The 16826-nt window shown below is 74.4% G+C and carries 9 protein-coding genes; 2 read left to right on the top strand and 7 right to left on the bottom strand.

All coding sequences use genetic code 11. From position 1 onward, the window contains the following. Positions 1 to 130: 130 nt before the first annotated feature. Both NOD94_RS34195 and NOD94_RS34190 read left to right on the top strand, forming a co-directional pair. Complete coding sequence (locus NOD94_RS34195; RefSeq protein WP_281210091.1) at positions 131 to 583, top strand: molybdopterin-binding protein; 453 nt, start codon at positions 131 to 133, stop codon at positions 581 to 583. A 430-nt stretch (positions 584 to 1013) separates the two neighbouring features. Further along, a complete protein-coding gene (locus tag NOD94_RS34190) occupies positions 1014 to 1769 on the top strand; it encodes a helix-turn-helix domain-containing protein (RefSeq protein WP_281210090.1) in 756 nt (251 codons plus the stop codon). A gap of 368 nt (positions 1770 to 2137) precedes the next feature. Here NOD94_RS34190 and NOD94_RS34185 read toward each other — a convergent pair whose 3' ends face one another. From NOD94_RS34185 to NOD94_RS34155, 7 genes are all read right to left on the bottom strand, one after another. After that, complete coding sequence (locus NOD94_RS34185; RefSeq protein ID WP_281210089.1) at positions 2138 to 2602, bottom strand: DUF1772 domain-containing protein; 465 nt, start codon at positions 2600 to 2602, stop codon at positions 2138 to 2140. Positions 2603 to 2830: 228 nt separating this feature from the next. Then, positions 2831 to 3463 carry an isochorismatase family protein gene (locus NOD94_RS34180; protein WP_281210088.1) on the bottom strand — a complete coding sequence of 211 codons (633 nt, stop codon included), beginning with the start codon at positions 3461 to 3463 and terminating at the stop codon, positions 2831 to 2833. A gap of 65 nt (positions 3464 to 3528) precedes the next feature. Continuing rightward, positions 3529 to 5205 carry a (2,3-dihydroxybenzoyl)adenylate synthase gene (locus NOD94_RS34175; protein ID WP_281210086.1) on the bottom strand — a complete coding sequence of 559 codons (1677 nt, stop codon included), beginning with the start codon at positions 5203 to 5205 and terminating at the stop codon, positions 3529 to 3531. Next, entirely contained in the window at positions 5202 to 6428 is a 1227-nt protein-coding gene (locus tag NOD94_RS34170; RefSeq protein ID WP_281210085.1) for an isochorismate synthase, read from the bottom strand. Before NOD94_RS34170 ends, NOD94_RS34175 begins: the two co-directional genes overlap by 4 nt. A gap of 157 nt (positions 6429 to 6585) precedes the next feature. After that, positions 6586 to 7410, bottom strand: a complete 825-nt coding sequence (locus tag NOD94_RS34165; RefSeq protein WP_281210084.1) for a 2,3-dihydro-2,3-dihydroxybenzoate dehydrogenase — start codon at positions 7408 to 7410, stop codon at positions 6586 to 6588. A 123-nt stretch (positions 7411 to 7533) separates the two neighbouring features. Further along, the gene (locus tag NOD94_RS34160) at positions 7534 to 14709 is read right to left on the bottom strand and encodes a non-ribosomal peptide synthetase (protein ID WP_281210083.1); all 7176 of its coding nucleotides are present in this window, start codon (positions 14707 to 14709) and stop codon (positions 7534 to 7536) included. Then, positions 14706 to 16826 (bottom strand): condensation domain-containing protein (locus NOD94_RS34155; RefSeq protein ID WP_281210082.1); only part of this gene is annotated, 2121 nt, incomplete at its 5' end. The genes NOD94_RS34160 and NOD94_RS34155, both read right to left, overlap by 4 nt.

The following is a 16826-nucleotide window of genomic DNA, read 5'->3' as shown; positions in this document are numbered from 1 at the left end:
GGGGGGGGGGGGGGGGGGGGGGGGGGGGGGGGGGGGCCGGCCCCCCCCCCCCCCCCCCCCCCCCCCCCCCCCCCCCCCCCCCCCCCCCCCCCCCCCCCCCCCCCCCCCGGCGACGGGTCCGGAGGTCGTCGTGGTCACCGGGTCCACCTCGGTCGGTGTCACCGACCAACTGCGCGAGTTCCTGCGGGACGTCGGTGCGCGGATGGTCGTCGACACCGTGGCCTGCCGGCCGGGACACCCGCAGTTGTTGGCCGGCCTCGCCGACGGACGCTGGGTCGTGGGCCTGCCGGGAAACCCGTACGCGGCTCTCGTCGCGGCCCACACCCTCCTCGCGCCGCTGATCGCCGGCCTGTCGGGCCGCGGCCTGCCTCCGCTGCCGCGGGTCGCGGTGAGCGGGGACGTACGGCCCGCTCCCGGTGTGGCGCGGCTGGTACCCGTCGCCTGGGAGGGGGCCGGGGCCCGGGTCGTCGGCGGTCACCGGGCCGCCTTCCTCCGCGGGGCGGCCGTGGGCGACGCCCTGGCCGTGATCGGCGACGGATGGGTGGACGGCGCACCGGCGCCGTTGCTGCTCCTGAACGGATGAGCCCGCACCGCGGAGTCCATGGGGCGACCGGCTTTGCTATGGGCCTGGTTGCCCGGTGAGGGGTGGACGTTCCGCGGCCCTCCCCGTTCGGCGGGGTTGGGACGCCGGTCGACCTCGTGACGATCACCGGCCGCGCGCCTGTGGAAGCCGGCAGCTCACCGCACTCCGCCGCCAAGCGGGACGTCCGGACGCGCGCCCCGCACGAAGGAGTGCGAAGTGGTCCGAGTGGACCCGGAGTTCCCTCGGGGTGTGGTGGCGGCGCACCGCTCACCCGACGCGCGACCACACGCCGAACCGAGAACTTAGGGTAGCCTTACTTCGGGGGTGGCTCGGTGTGGAGAGCCTGGCCCGTCCGCGACCAAGGGACGGGGCCGTGGTCCCCGGTGAGTCCCGGACCGGCCGGGCGCTCCAGTGCTGTGGAGGTGGGCCCGTGGCCACAACCGCTCTGCTCGGCGATCCCGTCGCGGGTCGGACGCCCGCGACCGTGGTGGACGACGACTTCATCGCGGGGGGCGGCCATCCCCTGCACGTCCACGACTTCCACCAGTTCCTCTACGTGCCCATGGGCCGCATCGAGGTGACCATCGACCGGCAGGAGCACCAGCTCGACCCGTCGGTCGCCCTCTGGATCCCCGCCGGGGTGTGGCACAGCGCCCGCTTCGAACCGGACTCCCTCATCGTCGTCGAGGCATTCGACCCGGAGGCGCACCACCTGCCCTACTCCGGGCCCGCCGTCATCAACGTCACGGGCACCCAACGGACGCTGCTGCTGGCCCGGATGCGCAGCTCCGAGCCCGTCCCGAACGATCCGGCCGTCTTCGCGGCACTGAGCGGGGGACATCCGGACTCCCTGCCCCTGCCCCAGCCCGTCGGCCGAGCCGCCGTCGCCGTCGCCCGGGAACTGGCCCGCCGACCCGACGACCCGCGCACCGCCACCGAATGGGCGCGGGACTGCTACACGAGCTCGACCAGCCTGCGCCGCTCCTTCCGGGACGAGACCGGCCTCGCCTTCTCCGAGTGGCGGACCCGGCTGCGACTGAACCATTCGCTGGAACTGCTGGACCAGGGGCTCCTGGTGGGAACCGTCGCCACCCGGGTGGGCTTCACCAGCGTCAACGGCTACATAGCCGCCTTCCGCCGCTACTTCGGCGAGACACCGGGCTCCTACACCCGCCAATCCTCCTGAAGGGTGTGGGCAATGGCGCGGTCCGGCCGACCCCCGTACGGCAAGACCGTCGCCATCCACCTCACCGGACCCCCGTGGCGCCGTCCTCTTCCGCAGGCGGCGCCCTGATCCGAACGACCACCACGCTAGGACCGTGAACGTCCCGCGGGCGAGGGCCGCACGCGCCGGCCGGAGGACCGCGCGCGCCACGGGGGACGGTCCACGCCACGAAGGGGACACCGGACGCCGTCCCCCGGCGTGAACCGGTCGGATCAAGCCGGCCTGTGCTCAGCCCCCGTGGTCTCACACGCACATCACGGGACGACCTCGTCCGCCCTCACCCGACTGAACGTCAAAGCGGCACGGACGGTCGGCGTACCCCGGCCCACCTACGCGCACCTGCTGGGCCTGGCGGCCAGGAGGATCAGCAACCCGAAGGCCATGACGGCCGTCACCGTGCGCATGGTGTTGAACAGTTCCCAGCGCCCCAGGACCTCCGCGTGATCGGCCGGGGCCGAGGTGAGCGCCCATTGCTTGATCCGGCCGTTGATCGGTACGTTGCCGAGCCGGGTGATCAGGAAGGACGCGACGGTCAACAGGCCTGCCGCACCCGCGACCAGTCGGGCCCGGCCGCGGGTCAGGACGGCGAGCCCGAGGGAGCCCAGTGCCGACACGGCCATCGCAGCCTGCATGGTGATGCCGTTCATCCTCATCAACTCGGCGTGGAACGACAGCCGCATGTCGAGCGGCACCGCACGGAACGTGGGCACGAGGTTGGCCGCACCGTAGCCGAACGCGCCGGCGAGGAGGCCGGTGGCCAGCAGGGCGAGCGCGTGGACGAGTCTGATGCGCATGTCGGGGGTCTCCGGGTGTGGTGGTCCTGGGGTGCGGCTGTTCCGCTCCCGGATGGTTCGACGAAGTACCGCCCCGGAGTGTGAGGTCGGCGCCCCACCGAGTGCCCCACCGCGTGCGTCGCGGACCCGCGCCGCGGGGACACGGCGAAGACCCCCGGCGCGGTGGGAGCTGCCCGGGAACCCACCGCGCCGGAGGTCTTCGTGTGCCACCGGCCGCCCGGCCGGTCGTCACCAGGCCGCGGAGACCCCGTCGGCCGTGGTCACGTACGCGCAGCGGCCCGCGGCCCACTCCAGGGCCATCCGGTGCTCCGCGGCCGAGAAGTCCGCGACCGCGTCGGCCACCACGAACGCCTGGACGTCCTGCATCCAGGCGTCGCAGGCCGTCATCATGACGCCGATGTGCGCGTACACCCCGGTGATCACCAGCTGGTCCCGGCCGAGGGCGCGCATGCGCTCCAGCAGGTCGGTACGGACGAACGCGCTGTACTTCCACTTCGTCAGCACCGTGTCCCCGGGACCGGGGGCGACGGCCGGGACGATGGCCTCCGCCTCGGGGTCGGCGGGCAGGCCGGGGCCCCAGAAGTCCTGCTGGAGGCCCCGCTCCTGCGGGCTCTGGCCACCCGGCTGGGCGGTGTAGAACACCGGGACGCCGGCCCGGGCGGCCTCCTCGCGCAACCGGGACACCTGCCGGAGCAGTCCGGTGACGGGCTCCTGGGTGGTGTCGTAGGCGGACATGAAGTAGTTCTGCAGGTCGTGGACCAGCAGGACCGAACGCCGCGGGTCGGGCTTCCAGTCCACCCGGTTCGCGGGCAGCTCGGCGGCGGTGGGCATCGGGTAGGGGGTGACGGCGGGCAGGGCCATGGGAGTTCCGATCGGGGTGCGGGGTGCGGGGTGCGGGTGTTCGGGTGTGCTGGGGCGCGGGCGGGTCAGGATCCGGCGGGTGTGCCGGTGCGGAGGTCCTTCTTGGAGATCTTGCCGACGCCCGTCGTGGGGAAGGCGCTGACGAACACGACCCGGTCGGGCACCTTGTACGCCGCCAGCCCGCGTTCCCGTACGAAGCGGCGCAGCGCGGTGCCAGTGACGGGTTCGGCGCCGGCGCGCGGGATCACGTACGCACAGGTCCGCTCGCCCAGGTAGGGGTCGGGTTCGGCGACCACGTTGGCGTCGTGCACGGCCGGGTGGGCGAGGAGGTGGTTCTCCACCTCCTCCGCGGCGATCTTCTCCCCGCCCCGGTTGATCTGGTCCTTGGCCCGGCCCTCGACGACCAGGTGGCCGGTCGGGGTGGCTCGCACGAGGTCGCCCGTACGGTAGAAACCGTCGGCGGTGAACGAACGGGCGTTGTGTTCGGGGGCGTTCCAGTAGCCGCGGATCGTGTACGGGCCGCGCGTCAGCAGGTGGCCGACGTCGCCCTCCGGGACGGGACGGTCCTCGTCGTCGACGATCAGGATCTCGTCGTCCGGGGAGATGGGCCGGCCCTGGGTGGTGACGATCACCTCCTCGGGATCGTCGAGCCGGGTGTAGTTCACCAGGCCCTCCGCCATGCCGAACACCTGCTGGAGGGTGCAGCCGAGGGCCGGCCGCACCCGGCGCGCCGCCTCCTCGCTGAACTTGGCGCCGCCGACGAGGAGCACCTCCAGGGTGCTCAGGTCGTGAGCGGTGCGTCCGGCCGCGTCCGTCCACACCAGGGCCAGCGGCGGTACGAGGCCGGTGATGGTGACCCCCTCCGCCTCGATGAGGGGGAACGCCACGTCGGGCACGGGCTGCGGGGCGAGCACCACGCGACCGCCCGCGTACAGCGCGCCCAGCGAACCCGGCGAGGAGAGCGGGAAGTTGTGGGCTGCGGGCAGGGCCACGAGGTAGACGGAGTCCGCGTCGACCCCGCAGAGCTCGTTGGAGCCGCGCAGGGAGTAGATGTAGTCGTCGTGCGTGCGCGGGATCAGCTTGGGAACCCCCGTGCTGCCCCCCGACAACTGGAGGAACGCGAGGTCCTGCGGGCCCGGCCGGTGCGCCGGGAAGTCCGGACCCGGCTCCTCGGGCACATCGGCCAGCGCGGTGAACGCCCCCGGCTCCCCGTCGGCGACGAACACGTGACGCAGCCGCGGCGCGTCCTCGCGCACCTCGGCGGCCAGCTCGCGGTGGTCGAAGCCGGCGTGCACGGAGGGGATCACGTAGGCGACGGCCCCGGTGAAGGAACAGAAGTAGCCGATCTCGGACCGGCGGTGGGCGGGCAGGGCGAAGACGGGCAACGCCCCGAGGCGGAACAGCGCGAAGACGACCTCGAAGAACTCGGCGGTGTTGGGGAGCTGGACCACGACCTTGTCCCCGGCGCCGATGCCGCGCGCCGCGAACCCGGCGGCCATCCGGTGGGCCCGCGCGTCCAGTTCGCCGTACGTCCAGGCCCGCCGGCCACCGTCGGGGCCGCCCTGCGGATCGACGACCGCGATCCGTTCGGGGTGCGCGGCGGCGCGTTCGGCGAGCATGCCGCCGAAGGTCTCGCCGCGCCACCAGCCCGCCGCCCGGTACCGCTCGGCGAACCCGGCGGGCCACCCCGGTGCCTCGGATGCTTCGGCGGCTTCGGTCGCCCCGGCTGCTTCGGTGCTCACAGCGCGACCCCCACGGCCTGAAGGAACGTACGGAACTTCGCCGCGGTCTCCGCGGTCTCCTCCTCGGGCCGCGAATCGGCGACGATCCCCGCCCCGGCGTACAGCCGCAGCCGCCCGCCGCCGCCCGGACCACCGGCCTCCTCCGCCTCCGCGCAACGGATGGTGACGACCCACTCCCCGTCACCGGCGGCGTCCTGCCAGCCGACCATGCCGGTGAAGAACCCGCGGTCGAACTGCTCGGTCTCACCGATGACCCGGCGCGCGACGTCGGTCGGGGTACCGCAGACGGCCGGGGTGGGGTGGAGGGCGGCGGCCAGCTCCAACGCGGTCAGGTCCGGGCGTGCCACGGTGGCGGTGATGGTGGTGGAGAGGTGCCACATGGTCGCGGTGCGGATCAGGGTGGGCCGCTCGGGCACCACCAGGTCGCTCGTGTACGGGGCCAGCGCCCGGCGCATGGCGTCGACCACGACGGCGTGCTCGTGCAGGTCCTTCGCGGACCGCAGCAGGGCCGCTGCCCGGCTGACGTCCTCCGCCAGGTCGGCGCTGCGCGGCGTGGATCCGGCCAACGGATTGGCGACGAGGCGTTCCCCGCGACGGGACACGAGGAGCTCGGGGCTGGCCCCGACGAGGGTGCGGCCGGCGCCGGTCGGCAGGGCGAAGTTGTAGGCGCCGGGGTCGCGGCGGGCCAGCCGTTGGAGCATCGCGGGCAGGTCGAGCGGCGCGTCGGAGGCCAGCTCCAGGGAGCGGGCGAGGACCACCTTGTCGAACTCGCCGGCGCGCATCCGCCGCACGGCGTCCTCGACGCCCCGGCCGTACACCTCGGGCTCCGGTACGGGGGTGACCGTCCACCGGGCGCCGGACGCGGGCTCGGGCGGCAGGGCGATGAGCGGGTCGGCGGCGAGCGGCGGTCCCTCGGACACGGACCGCGGTACGACCAGGGCGGCGGGCGCGTCCGGTGCGAAGGGGATGCTGCCCATCACCAGGGGGCGGACGTGGCCGCTGCCCGCGGCCCGGGCCACGGCGGAGCGGACCCGCTCCGGCAGGGGCCGCCCGTCGTCGGGCACCTCGGCGTGCACGCCCTCGGCGAGGAGAGTGCGGGTCGGGGTGGCGAGGAAGCGCTGTCCGGGCCGGTAGGCGTCGAGAAGGTTGGTGGCGGCGCCCACCGAGGGGTGGGCGGGAACGCCGGCTGCGGTGGGGCTGGCGGTTGGGTGGACCGTCGGCACGGTGACTCCTGTTCGGGGAAGGGTGGTGAGGGGCCCGGGGGTCGGCCGGTGCGCGGTGTGCGCGGGCCGGCCGGCGGTGACGGGAAGGGGGCGTGTCGGGACGTCGGGGGGCGGTGCGTCGTGTCGGCGGGACGCGGACGGTCGGCGCGGCCGGCGGTCAGCGCAGGGTGGCGCCGCCGTCGACGTAGAGGTCCTGCATGGTGATGTGCCGGGCCAGGTCGGAGCAGAGGAAGGCGACCGAGTCGGCGATGTCCTGGGGGTCGGCGATCCGCCCGAGCGGGATGCCGGTGCGGTAGCTGGCGAGGTCCCCCTCGATGACCCGCCGGGGGGCGTCCGCGTCGGTCCACAGGGCGCGTTGCATCGGGGTGTCGGTGGAGCCGGGGCAGACCGAGTTGCACCGCACGCCGCTGCCGGCGTACTCCAGCCCCACGCACTTCGTGAACATCACGGAGGCCGCCTTGGAAGCGGCGTACGCGGCCATGTGGGAGCGCGGGATGCCGGCGGCGTTGGAGGCGACGGTGACGATGCTGCCGCCGCCGCGCCCGGCCATGGAGGCGACGAGGGCCCGGGTGGTGTGGAAGACGCCGGTGGCGTTCACCGCGAAGGTGCGGGCCCAGTCCTCGTCGGTCAGTTCGGCGGCGGGCGCGGTGCGCAGTATCCCGGCGACGTTGACCAGGATGTCCACCGGTCCGAGTTCCCGCTCGACCCGGGCGACGGTCAGGTCGACCGCCGTGCGGTCGGTGACGTCCAGCGGGTACGCGTGCACGCGGCCCGTACCCTCCCCGCCGGGGGTCCGCGCCTGCCGGGCGGTGTCGTCCGCGAGTTCCTCGATGCCGTCGGTGAGCAGGTCCGTCGCGGCGACCTCGGCGCCGAGGCCGGCCAGGGTGCGGGCGACGGCCTCGCCGATGCCCCGCGCGGCGCCGGTGACCAGCGCGATCCGCCCGTCGAGCCGGGACCGGCCGGTCGGTGTGGCAGCGGACATGGATCCATCCTCCTGTGACGAGATGAAGCGGAAGGTTGAGGGGGCGGGGACGGGAAGTCCCGTCCCCGCCCGCGGGGGCCGGCCGTCCGAGCAGGCCGGCCGGACCCCGCGGGCGAGGGGGCGTTACGCGGGCCGGGCGCCGTTCAGCGCCCGCGCCACGAGCGGACCGATCCGGTCCAGGGCCGTGGGCGACATCAGCTCGTCGTGCTCGCAGTCCAGGACGTGCTCGTCGATGCGCCCGTCCAGGTAGGGCGGCCACACCCGGCCCGGCGCCTCGGCGGCCGGAGTGCTGCGGCCCGCCGTGACGAACAGGACGTCACCGCGGTAGCGCCGCGTACGGCTGCGCGACAGCAGCCGTACGCAGTGCATGTTGGTGGCGACGATCGAGTCGAGCAGCGCCTCGTCGAAGCCGGCCAGCAGGCCCTGGCTGTCGCGGATCGCCCGGATGGCCTCGGACCGGTCCGGTGCGGAGCCGTCGGCTCCCCCTGCCGCTTCCGGTGACACGCCGGCCACCGACAGCAGGAAGCCGCTCTCCTCCCGCTCCAGCCGCTGCTGCCAGCCGGGCTCGTCGACGTACGCCCAGTCGTCGGTCTCCGGCGGGTACGCGTCGAGCAGCCCGAGGAAGGCGACCTCCTCCCCGCGTTCCTGGAGCAGCGCGGCGAGCGTCTGCGCCACCGTCCCGCCGAAGGAGTACCCCAGGAAGTGGTACGGGCCCTGCGGCTGCACCGTCCTGATCTCCGCCAGGTACAGCTCGGCCAGCCCGGCCACGTCCGTGACGTCCGGCAGCGAGCCCGACAGACCGGGCGACTGCAGGCCGTACACCGGCCGGTCCGCGTCCAGGTGACGCAGCAGACCGGTGTACTGCCAGCTGAACCCGGAGGCCGGGTGGAAGCAGAACAGCGGTGCGGCGGTGCCGCGTTCGCGCAGCGGCATCAGGACCCGCAGCGCGTCCCGGCGGGCGTCGTCACCGATGCGGGAGGCGATGTCCGCCACCGTCGGGGCGGACATGACCGTGGCCACCTGGATCGGGATGCCGAGCTCCGCGCGGATCCGGCCGACGAGCCGCATCGCCAGCAGCGAATGCCCGCCCAGCTCGAAGAAGTTGTCCTCCGCGCCGACCCGCTCCAGGCCCAGCACCTCCGCGAACGCGGCGGCGATCAGCTCCTCCCGGGCGTCCTTGGGCGGACGGCCGCCGCCGTCCCCGAAGTCCGGTGCGGGCAGCGCGGCCCGGTCGACCTTGCCGTTCACGGTCAGCGGCAGCGCCGCCAGCTCGACGAAGGCCGACGGGACCATGAACTCCGGCAGACAAGCCGACAGTTCGGCCCGCAGCCGGGCCGGGTCCGTCGATCCCGACGCGGTGGGCACCGTATAGGCGACCAGGCGCTTCACCCCGGCCGCCCCCGTGTGGACGGCGACGGCCGCGGCGGACACGCCCGGCAGGTCCGACACCGCCGACTCGATCTCGCCGAGCTCGATCCGGAAGCCCCGGATCTTCACCTGGTCGTCGGCCCGGCCCAGGTAGTCGAGCCGGTCGTCGGGCCGTCGGCGCACCAGGTCGCCGGTCCGGTACATGAGCGTGCCCGGCTCGCCGAACGGGTCGGCGACGAACCGCTCGGCCGTCAGCGCCGGCCGTCCGAAGTACCCGCGGGCCAGCCCGGCACCCGCCAGGTACAGCTCGCCGGACACCCCGGCCGGGACCGGGCGCAGCGCACCGTCCAGCACGTAGGCGCGGGTGTTGTGGATCGGGCTGCCCACGCACGAGGAGTCGCTGTCGGCGACGTCCGCGCCGAGCGCGTTGATCGTGTACTCGGTGGGACCGTACAGGTTGTAGCCCATGGTGCCCTCGGTGCGCCGGAGCAGGGCCCACAGCGAATCGGGCACCGCCTCACCGCCCAGCAGGAACAGCGCCGGCCGGTGCCGGTCCGCGTCCAGCAGACCGGCCTCGATCAGCTGCTGCCCGTACGACGGGGTCACGTTCACCACGTCGATGCCCACCCGGTCGTAGTGCGCCGTCAGCGCCGCCGGGTCCAGCCGGAGCTCCTCGCCGATCACGTGCACCTCGTGCCCGTCGACCAGCCAGAAGAACTCCTCCCACGACATGTCGAAGGCGAACGACACGGTGTGCGCCACCCTCATCCGACGCGTCCCCGCGAGCCCGGCGGCCGGCGAGAAGATCCGCTCCCGGTGGTTGAGCAACATGTTCGTCAGACCCGCGTAGGGCACCACGACACCCTTGGGGCGACCCGTGGAACCGGAGGTGTAGATGACGTACGCCGGATGCCTGCCGTCCCTGCGGCCCGTCAGCTCCGCCTCGGACAGTCCGGCGGGGGACAGCGCGGCCAGCTCGGCCACGACCGCGGGGTCGTCCAGCGCCAGGGCGGGCACCCCTGCCACGACCGGGACCCGGTCCGCCACCGGAGCCGTCGTCAGCAGGCACAGCGGACCCGCGTCGGCGACCATCGTCGCCAGCCGGTCCACCGGGTGGTCGAGGTCCAGCGGCAGGTACGCCGCCCCCGTCTTCAGTACGGCGAACAGCGCGACGACGAAGTCCGCCGAGCGGGGCAGCCCCAGGGCCACCACCCGCTCCGGCCCGGCCCCCCGCGCCACCAGGGCGCGCGCCAGCCGGTTGGCCCGCCCGTCGAGCTCCGCGTACGTCAGCCGCTCGTCCTCGAAGACCAGCGCCGTCTCCTGCGGGGTGCGCGCCGCCTGCTCCGCGAACAGGTCGATCACGGTGGTGTCCGGCACCGGACGGCCCGACTCGTCACCCCGGGCCAGTTCGGCGGCCCGCTCCTGCGGCGTCAGCGTGGCGAGCCGGCCCACCGGCAGCGCCCCGCCGTCGGCCAACTGGCCCACGAGCAGGCCGAGCCGCCCGGCGAGGCCGCGCGCGGTCCCCTCGTCGTACAGGTCGGGGCGGTAGGCCAGGGTCAGTTCCAGCGACCGGCCCGGAGTGACCGCCAGGGTCAGCGGATAGTGGGTGCCGTCCACACTGTGCGTCCAGCCGATCTGGTGCTCCTCGACGGCCGCCTCGCGGGCCGCGTCGTCCAGCGGCGTGTTCCGGAACACGTACAGGGTGTCGAAGAGCTGCCCGATGCCCGTGTCCCGCTGCACCGGACCCAGCCCCACGTAGTGGTGCGGCAACAGCGCGGCGTGCTCGCCCTGCACCCGCACCAGCAGGTCCCGCAGCCGCTCGCCCGGCCGCAGCGCCACCCGGAACGGCAGCGTGTTCATGAACATGCCGATCATGCGGTCCACTCCCGGCAGGTCCGCCGGGCGGCCCGAGACGGTGGCGCCGAACACCACGTCGTCGCGGCCCGTCATCCCGGAGAGCGCCATCGCCCAGGCCGTGCTCAGCACCGTGTTGAGGGTGACCCCGGCGCCCCGGGCGAAGGCCCGCAACCGGTCGCTGGTCGCCTCGTCCAGGGACAGGTCCACGACCTCCGCCGTCACCGGCGTCCGCGCCGGGTCGGCGGGCGCCACGAGGGTGCCCTGCTCCAGACCCGACAGGTGCGCCCGCCACGCCCCCACCGAGGCGTCCGTGTCCACGGCCGCCAGCCACCGCAGGTACTCCCGGTACGGGGTCACCGGCGCGGCCTCGGCCACCGCCGCGCCCCGCGCGCCGTACAGCGCGAACAACTCCTCGAAGAACAGCGACTCCGACCAGCCGTCCGTCAGGATGTGGTGCTGCGTCACGCACAGCATCCACCGGTCCGGCGCGAACCGCAGCAGCGTCACCCGCATCAGCGGCGGCGCCGCCAGGTCGAACCGGGTGGCCGCGTCGGCCAGGGAGAACTCGCGCAGCGCCGCGTCCTGCCCGTCCCGGTCCAGCCCGCCGTGGTCCACGACCTCCCAGGGCAGCTCCCACTCCCCGGGCACCACCTGGACGGGACCCGACAGGCCCTCGTGCCAGAAGCCGGACCGCAGGTGCGGATGGCGTCCCAGCATCGTCTCGAACGCGGTCCGCAACGCCCCCTCGTCGACCGCGTGCCGCAGCTCGACGAAGTTCTGCATCAGGTACACGTCCAGCGCGTGGTCGTCGTACACCGCGTGGAAGTACAGGCCCTCCTGGAGCGGGGCGAGCGGCAGCACCTCCTCGCCCGACGGGAACACCCCGTCGAGCACGGCACGCTGCTGCGTGGTCAGCTCCACCAGCGGACCGTCCGCGGCCGGCAGCACCACCGCCGGCTGCCCGGCGGTCCCCGCCGAACCCGCCAGCCGGGCCGGCGTACGGTGCTCGAACACGTCCCGGGGGGTCAGGACCAGGCCCTCCTTGCGGGCCCGCGCCACCAGCCGGATCGAGACGATGCTGTCACCGCCCAACGCGAAGAAGTCGTCGTCCACCCCGGCCGTTTCCAGCCCCAGGACCTCCGCGAACACCGCGCACAACCGCTCCTCGGCGGGCGTGCGCGGCGCCCGCGACAGGGCCGCGCCGCCGAGCGCCGGGGCGGGCAGCGCCGCCCGGTCCAGTTTGCCGCTGACGTTCACCGGCAGGGCCTCCAGGACCACCACCGCCGCCGGCACCAGGTAGTCCGGCAGGCGAGCCGCCAGCCGCTCCCGCGCCTCCACCGGGTCGACGTCACCGGTGACGTAACCCACCAGGCGCTTCACCCCCGGCGTGTCCTCCCGGACCACGGCCGCCGCACCCGCCACCCCGTCCAGGGCGCTCAGCTCGGCCTCCACCTCACCCAGCTCGATGCGGAACCCGCGGATCTTGACCTGGTCGTCGGCCCGGCCGAGGAACTCCAGCTCCCCGTCGGGCCGCAACCGCACCAGGTCGCCCGTCCGGTACATCCGGCTGCCGGCAGGCCCGTACGGATCGGCCGTGAACCGCTCAGAGGTCAACGCCGGTCTGCCCAGGTAGCCGCGGGCGATGCCGTGACCGGCCAGGTACAGCTCACCGGGGGTGCCCGCCGGGACCGGCCGCAGCGCCCCGTCGAGGACGTACGCCGCGGTATTGCCGATGGGCCGCCCCACCACCGCCGTGTCCGACACCGACAGGTCGGCGGCGAGGGCGTCCACCGTGTACTCGGTGGGCCCGTACAGGTTGACGGACATCACCCCGGGCGCCGACCGCACCTCGCTCCACACCGACTCCGGTACCGCCTCGCCGCCCAGCAGCAGCAGACCCGGCCGGTGGTGTGCCGCGGCGAGCAGCCCCCACTCCAGCAGTGCCTGCGCGTGGGTCGGCGTCACGTCCATGGCGTCGATCCGCTGCTCGCGGACGTACCCGACGGTGAACTCGGCGTCCCTACGGCCCACTTCGTCAAGGATGTGCAGCTCGTGCCCCGCGATCAGCCAGAACAGCTGCTCCCAGGACGTGTCGAAGCTGAACGAGGCGGTGTGCAGGGCGCGCAGCCGCCGCCCGCCCGCCGCCGCGACGACCGGCCCCAGGATGTCGGCCAGGTGGTTCGCGTACAGGTTCGACAGACCGCCGTGGGTCAGCACCACACCCTTGGGCACACCCGTCGAACCCGAGGTGTAGATCACGTACGCCGGGTGCGCCGCGTCCACCGCGACAACGGGGAAGTCCGGTGCGTACGAGGCCAGTTCCCGTTCGGTGTCCGGCGCGTCGAGCACGATCCGGGCCGGCCCGGAGCCGTCGGGCAGCAGCCCCGTCGCGTCCCCGGTCGTCACCACGCACAGCGGACGCGCGTCGCCGAGCATCAGCGCGAGCCGGTCCGCCGGGTAGTCCAGGTCCAGCGGCAGGTACGCCGCCCCCGCCCGCAGCACCGCGAGGACGGCCACGGCCGAGTCCACCGACCGGGGCACGGCCAGTGCCACCACCGTGTCGGGCCCCGCTCCCCGCGCGGCGAGCAGCGCGGCCAGCCGGCCGGCCCGCTCGTCGAGCTCGGCGAACGTCAGCCGCCGCTCCCCGGCGACGACCGCACAGGCGTCCGGCGTGGCCGCGGCCTGCTCCGCGAACCGGTCGGCGACCGTTCCCGCGGGCACGTCGCGCACGGCGCCGTGCCAACCCGCCACCAGCTCGGCCCGTTCGGCGGGCGTCAGCAGTTCCAGGGAGCCGATCGGCAGTTCCGGATCGGCCGCGAGCTGCTCCAACAGGTCGGCGAACCGTTCGGCGACGACGGTCACGGCGCGGCCGGTGAGCAGGTCGGGCCGGTACTCCAGGGCCAGTTCGGCCCGCTCGTCCAGGGACACCGCCAGCGTCAGCGGGTAGTGGGTGCCGTCGCGGGCCTCGACGCCCGTCACCCGCACGCCGTCGGAGAGCGCGGGCCGGGCCGCCGGATCCACCGGGTAGTTCTCGATGACGACCAGCGTGTCGAACAGCTCGCCACCACCGGCCTGCTTCTGGATCAGCCGCAGTCCCAGGTGGTGGTGGGCCAGCAGCCCGTTCTGCTCGTCCCGGAACCGGCGCAGCACCTGAGCGACGCTCTCCCCGGGCCGCGCCGCGAGACGTACCGGGACGGTGGTGATGAACAGCCCCACCATCGACTCGACGCCCGGTATCTCCTCCGGCCGGCCGGCGACCGTCAGTCCGAACACCACGTCCTGACGCCCCGTGAGCGAACCGAGCAACAGCCCCCACGCCGCCTGGATCACGGTGCTCGGCGTGGTGCCCAGCCTCCGTGCCGTCGCCGTCAGCCGCGCCGTCGCCGCCTCGCTCAGCTCCAGCCGGTGCACGCCCGGCCGCACGGCCGTCCGCGCCGGGTCGGCCGGCGCCACCAGAGTCGCCCCGTCCACCCCCGTCAGCGCCGAGCGCCAGGCGGCCTCGGCGGCGCCGGTGTCCTGCTGCTTGAGCCACTTCAGGTAGTCGCGGTACGGACGTACGGGAGCCGGCCCGGCCGGGTCGCCGCCGCGGTCGTACAGCGCGAGCAGATCGGCCACCAGCAGCGGCATCGACCAGCCGTCGACCAGGATGTGGTGGACGGTGATCACCAGCCGGTGGTCGTCCTGCCCCAGCCGGGCCAGTGTCAGGCGCAGTAGCGGCGGCTTGTGCAGTTCGAACCGGCGCGCCAACTCGGCCCGCTCGATCCGACGCACCGCCGACGGCGACGGGTCGTCCGAGAGGTCGACCCGGTCCAGGGCGAAGGTCACCTCGGCCGGGACGAACTGCACCGGCTGCGGGACGCCCTCGTACCAGAACCCGGCACGCAGGTTCGGGTGCCGGCGCAGCAACGCCGTCGCCGCCCGCTCCAACCGGTCCGCGTCGACCGGTCCGCCCAGCGACACCGACACCTGCACGGTGTACACGTCCGGGGCGCTGCGGTCGTACACGGAATGGAACAGCATGCCCTGCTGCAAGGGGGACAGCGGAAGCATGTCCTCGATCCGAGCCTGCGTCACTGCTGGGCCCTCCACATTTCTTCGAGCATGTCGATCTGGTCCTGGTCGAGTTCGACCAGGTCGAGGTCCGAGGGGGTGTGCCCCCCGGTGGTGCCGCCGGATGCCCAGGCGGCGAGGGTGTCGAGGGCGGCCAGCCAGCGGTCGGCGATCAGTGCGACGGTCTCCTCGGGCAGGGCCTCACCGGCCCTGACGAACACGGCGGCCAGTTCCGGGCCGTCCGTCCCGTCGACGATCTCGACGTTGATCTCCAGCGCGTGCGACAGCGGCAGCTCCGGGTGCGGCCGGCCCGACAGGGCCTCCGCCTCCGCGGCCGGGCCCCACGCGGAAGGGTCCGCGCCGGTCTGCCGGCCGAGGTAGTTCCACAGGACCTCGGCGTTGCCCGTACCGGCGAACAGCGCGGCGGTCGCCGGGTTGCCGTACCGCAGCAGGCCGGCGCCGATGCCCCCGTCGGGCACCTCGCGCAGGAGTTCCTTGACCTCCTTCAGGGCGGCCCCGGCGTCCTCCCGTCCGTCCAGCACGGCCGCCGGATCGTACGAGGAGGCCGCCAGCCGCACCGGGTGGATGCTGGTCAGCCAGCCGACGGTACGGGTGAGGTCGGCGCCCGGCAGCAACTCCTGCTCCCGGCCGTGCCCCTCCAGGTCGACGGTGAACCCCCGCCCCCCGGACCGCCCGTGCCGGGCCGCCCACTCGCCGACGGACAGCGACAACGCCGTCAGCAGGGTGTCTCCGACCGTCCCGTGGAAGGCCGACGGCACGGCCTGCAGCAGCGGCGCCGTCCGCTCCGCCGACAGGCGCACCGTCAGCGCGCGGGCGGTCGCCGCCGTGTCCCGGGCCGGATCCAGCGGACGCCCGGCGAGCAGCGGCCCGCCCGGCGCGGCCGCCAGCCAGCGGTCGATCTCGGCGGTGCGGCGGGGGTGCTGCGCCTCGGCCAGCAGGTGGGTGGTCCACGTCCGCAGCGAAGTCCCGACGGGCTCCAGTACCGGTGCCCCGCCCGCGACGGCCTGCTCGTACGCCGACCGGAGGTCGGGCAGCAGGATCTGCCAGGACACCTCGTCCACCGCCAGGTGGTGCGCGGCGATCAGCAGCCGTCCGGCGGCGCCGGGACCCCGGTCGAGGTGCACGGCCCGCACCAGCGTCCCGGCCACCGGGTCGAGGAGACCCGACAGCCGAGCCGACTCCTCGGCGACCAGCTCGCGCAGCTCGGCGTCCCCGGCGGCTGACGCGTCGACGCGTTCCATGACGGCCGACGCCGCCACCTCGCCCACGGGCCGGACCTCCGCACTCCACACCCCCGGACGGGGCACGGTCAGGAGCTGCCGCAGCCCGTCGTGGTGGTCCAGTACGCACTGCAACGCGGTCGCCAGGTGCGCGTGCTCCACCCCGGCGGGCAGCAGCACCAGCCGGGCCTGCCCGAACGAGGCGAACGGACCGCCGCGCGCGGCGAGCCACTGCGCGACCGGCGGCAGCGGCAACGGTCCCGGGCCCCCGTCCGAGGCCCGCGCCGGGGCCGGCGCCGCGTCGGCGCGCCACGTCGCGACGGCGGCGAGAGCGGCGGGCGTCGGGTGCTGGAAGATCTGCCGGGCGGACACCGTCAGACCCGCCTTGCGGGCCAGGCCCACCAGCCGGATGGAGACGATGCTGTCACCGCCGAGCTCGAAGAAGTTCTCCTCGACGCCGATCGACGGCAGTCCGAGCACCTCCGCCATCAGGGCGGCGAGGACCTCCTCGGGGCTCCCCGCCGGACCGGAGCGCTCCACCGAAACCGCGGCGGGACGGGCCGGGGCGGCCGGCGCGGGCAGGGCCCGGCGGTCGAGCTTCCCGTTGGGGGACAGCGGGAGCCGCTCCAGCGGAACGAGGACGGCCGGAACCATGTACTCGGGGAGCCGGTCGGCGGCCAGCGCGCGCAGGGCGTCCTGATCGACGGCCGCACCGGCCGTCGGGACGACGTACGCCACCAGGCGGAGGACCCCGGGGACGTCCTCGCGGACCAGCACGGCGACCTGCTCGACATCGGCGGCCGAGCCGAGCACGGCCTCGATCTCGCCGAGTTCGATGCGGAAGCCGCGGAGTTTGATTTGGTCGTCGGTGCGGCCGAGGTAGTGGAGGTGGCCGTTGGG

Source organism: Streptomyces sp. Isolate_45 (assembly GCF_024721315.2).
GTDB lineage: Bacteria > Actinomycetota > Actinomycetes > Streptomycetales > Streptomycetaceae > Streptomyces.
This window is presented reverse-complemented; position numbering and strand designations above follow the sequence as displayed.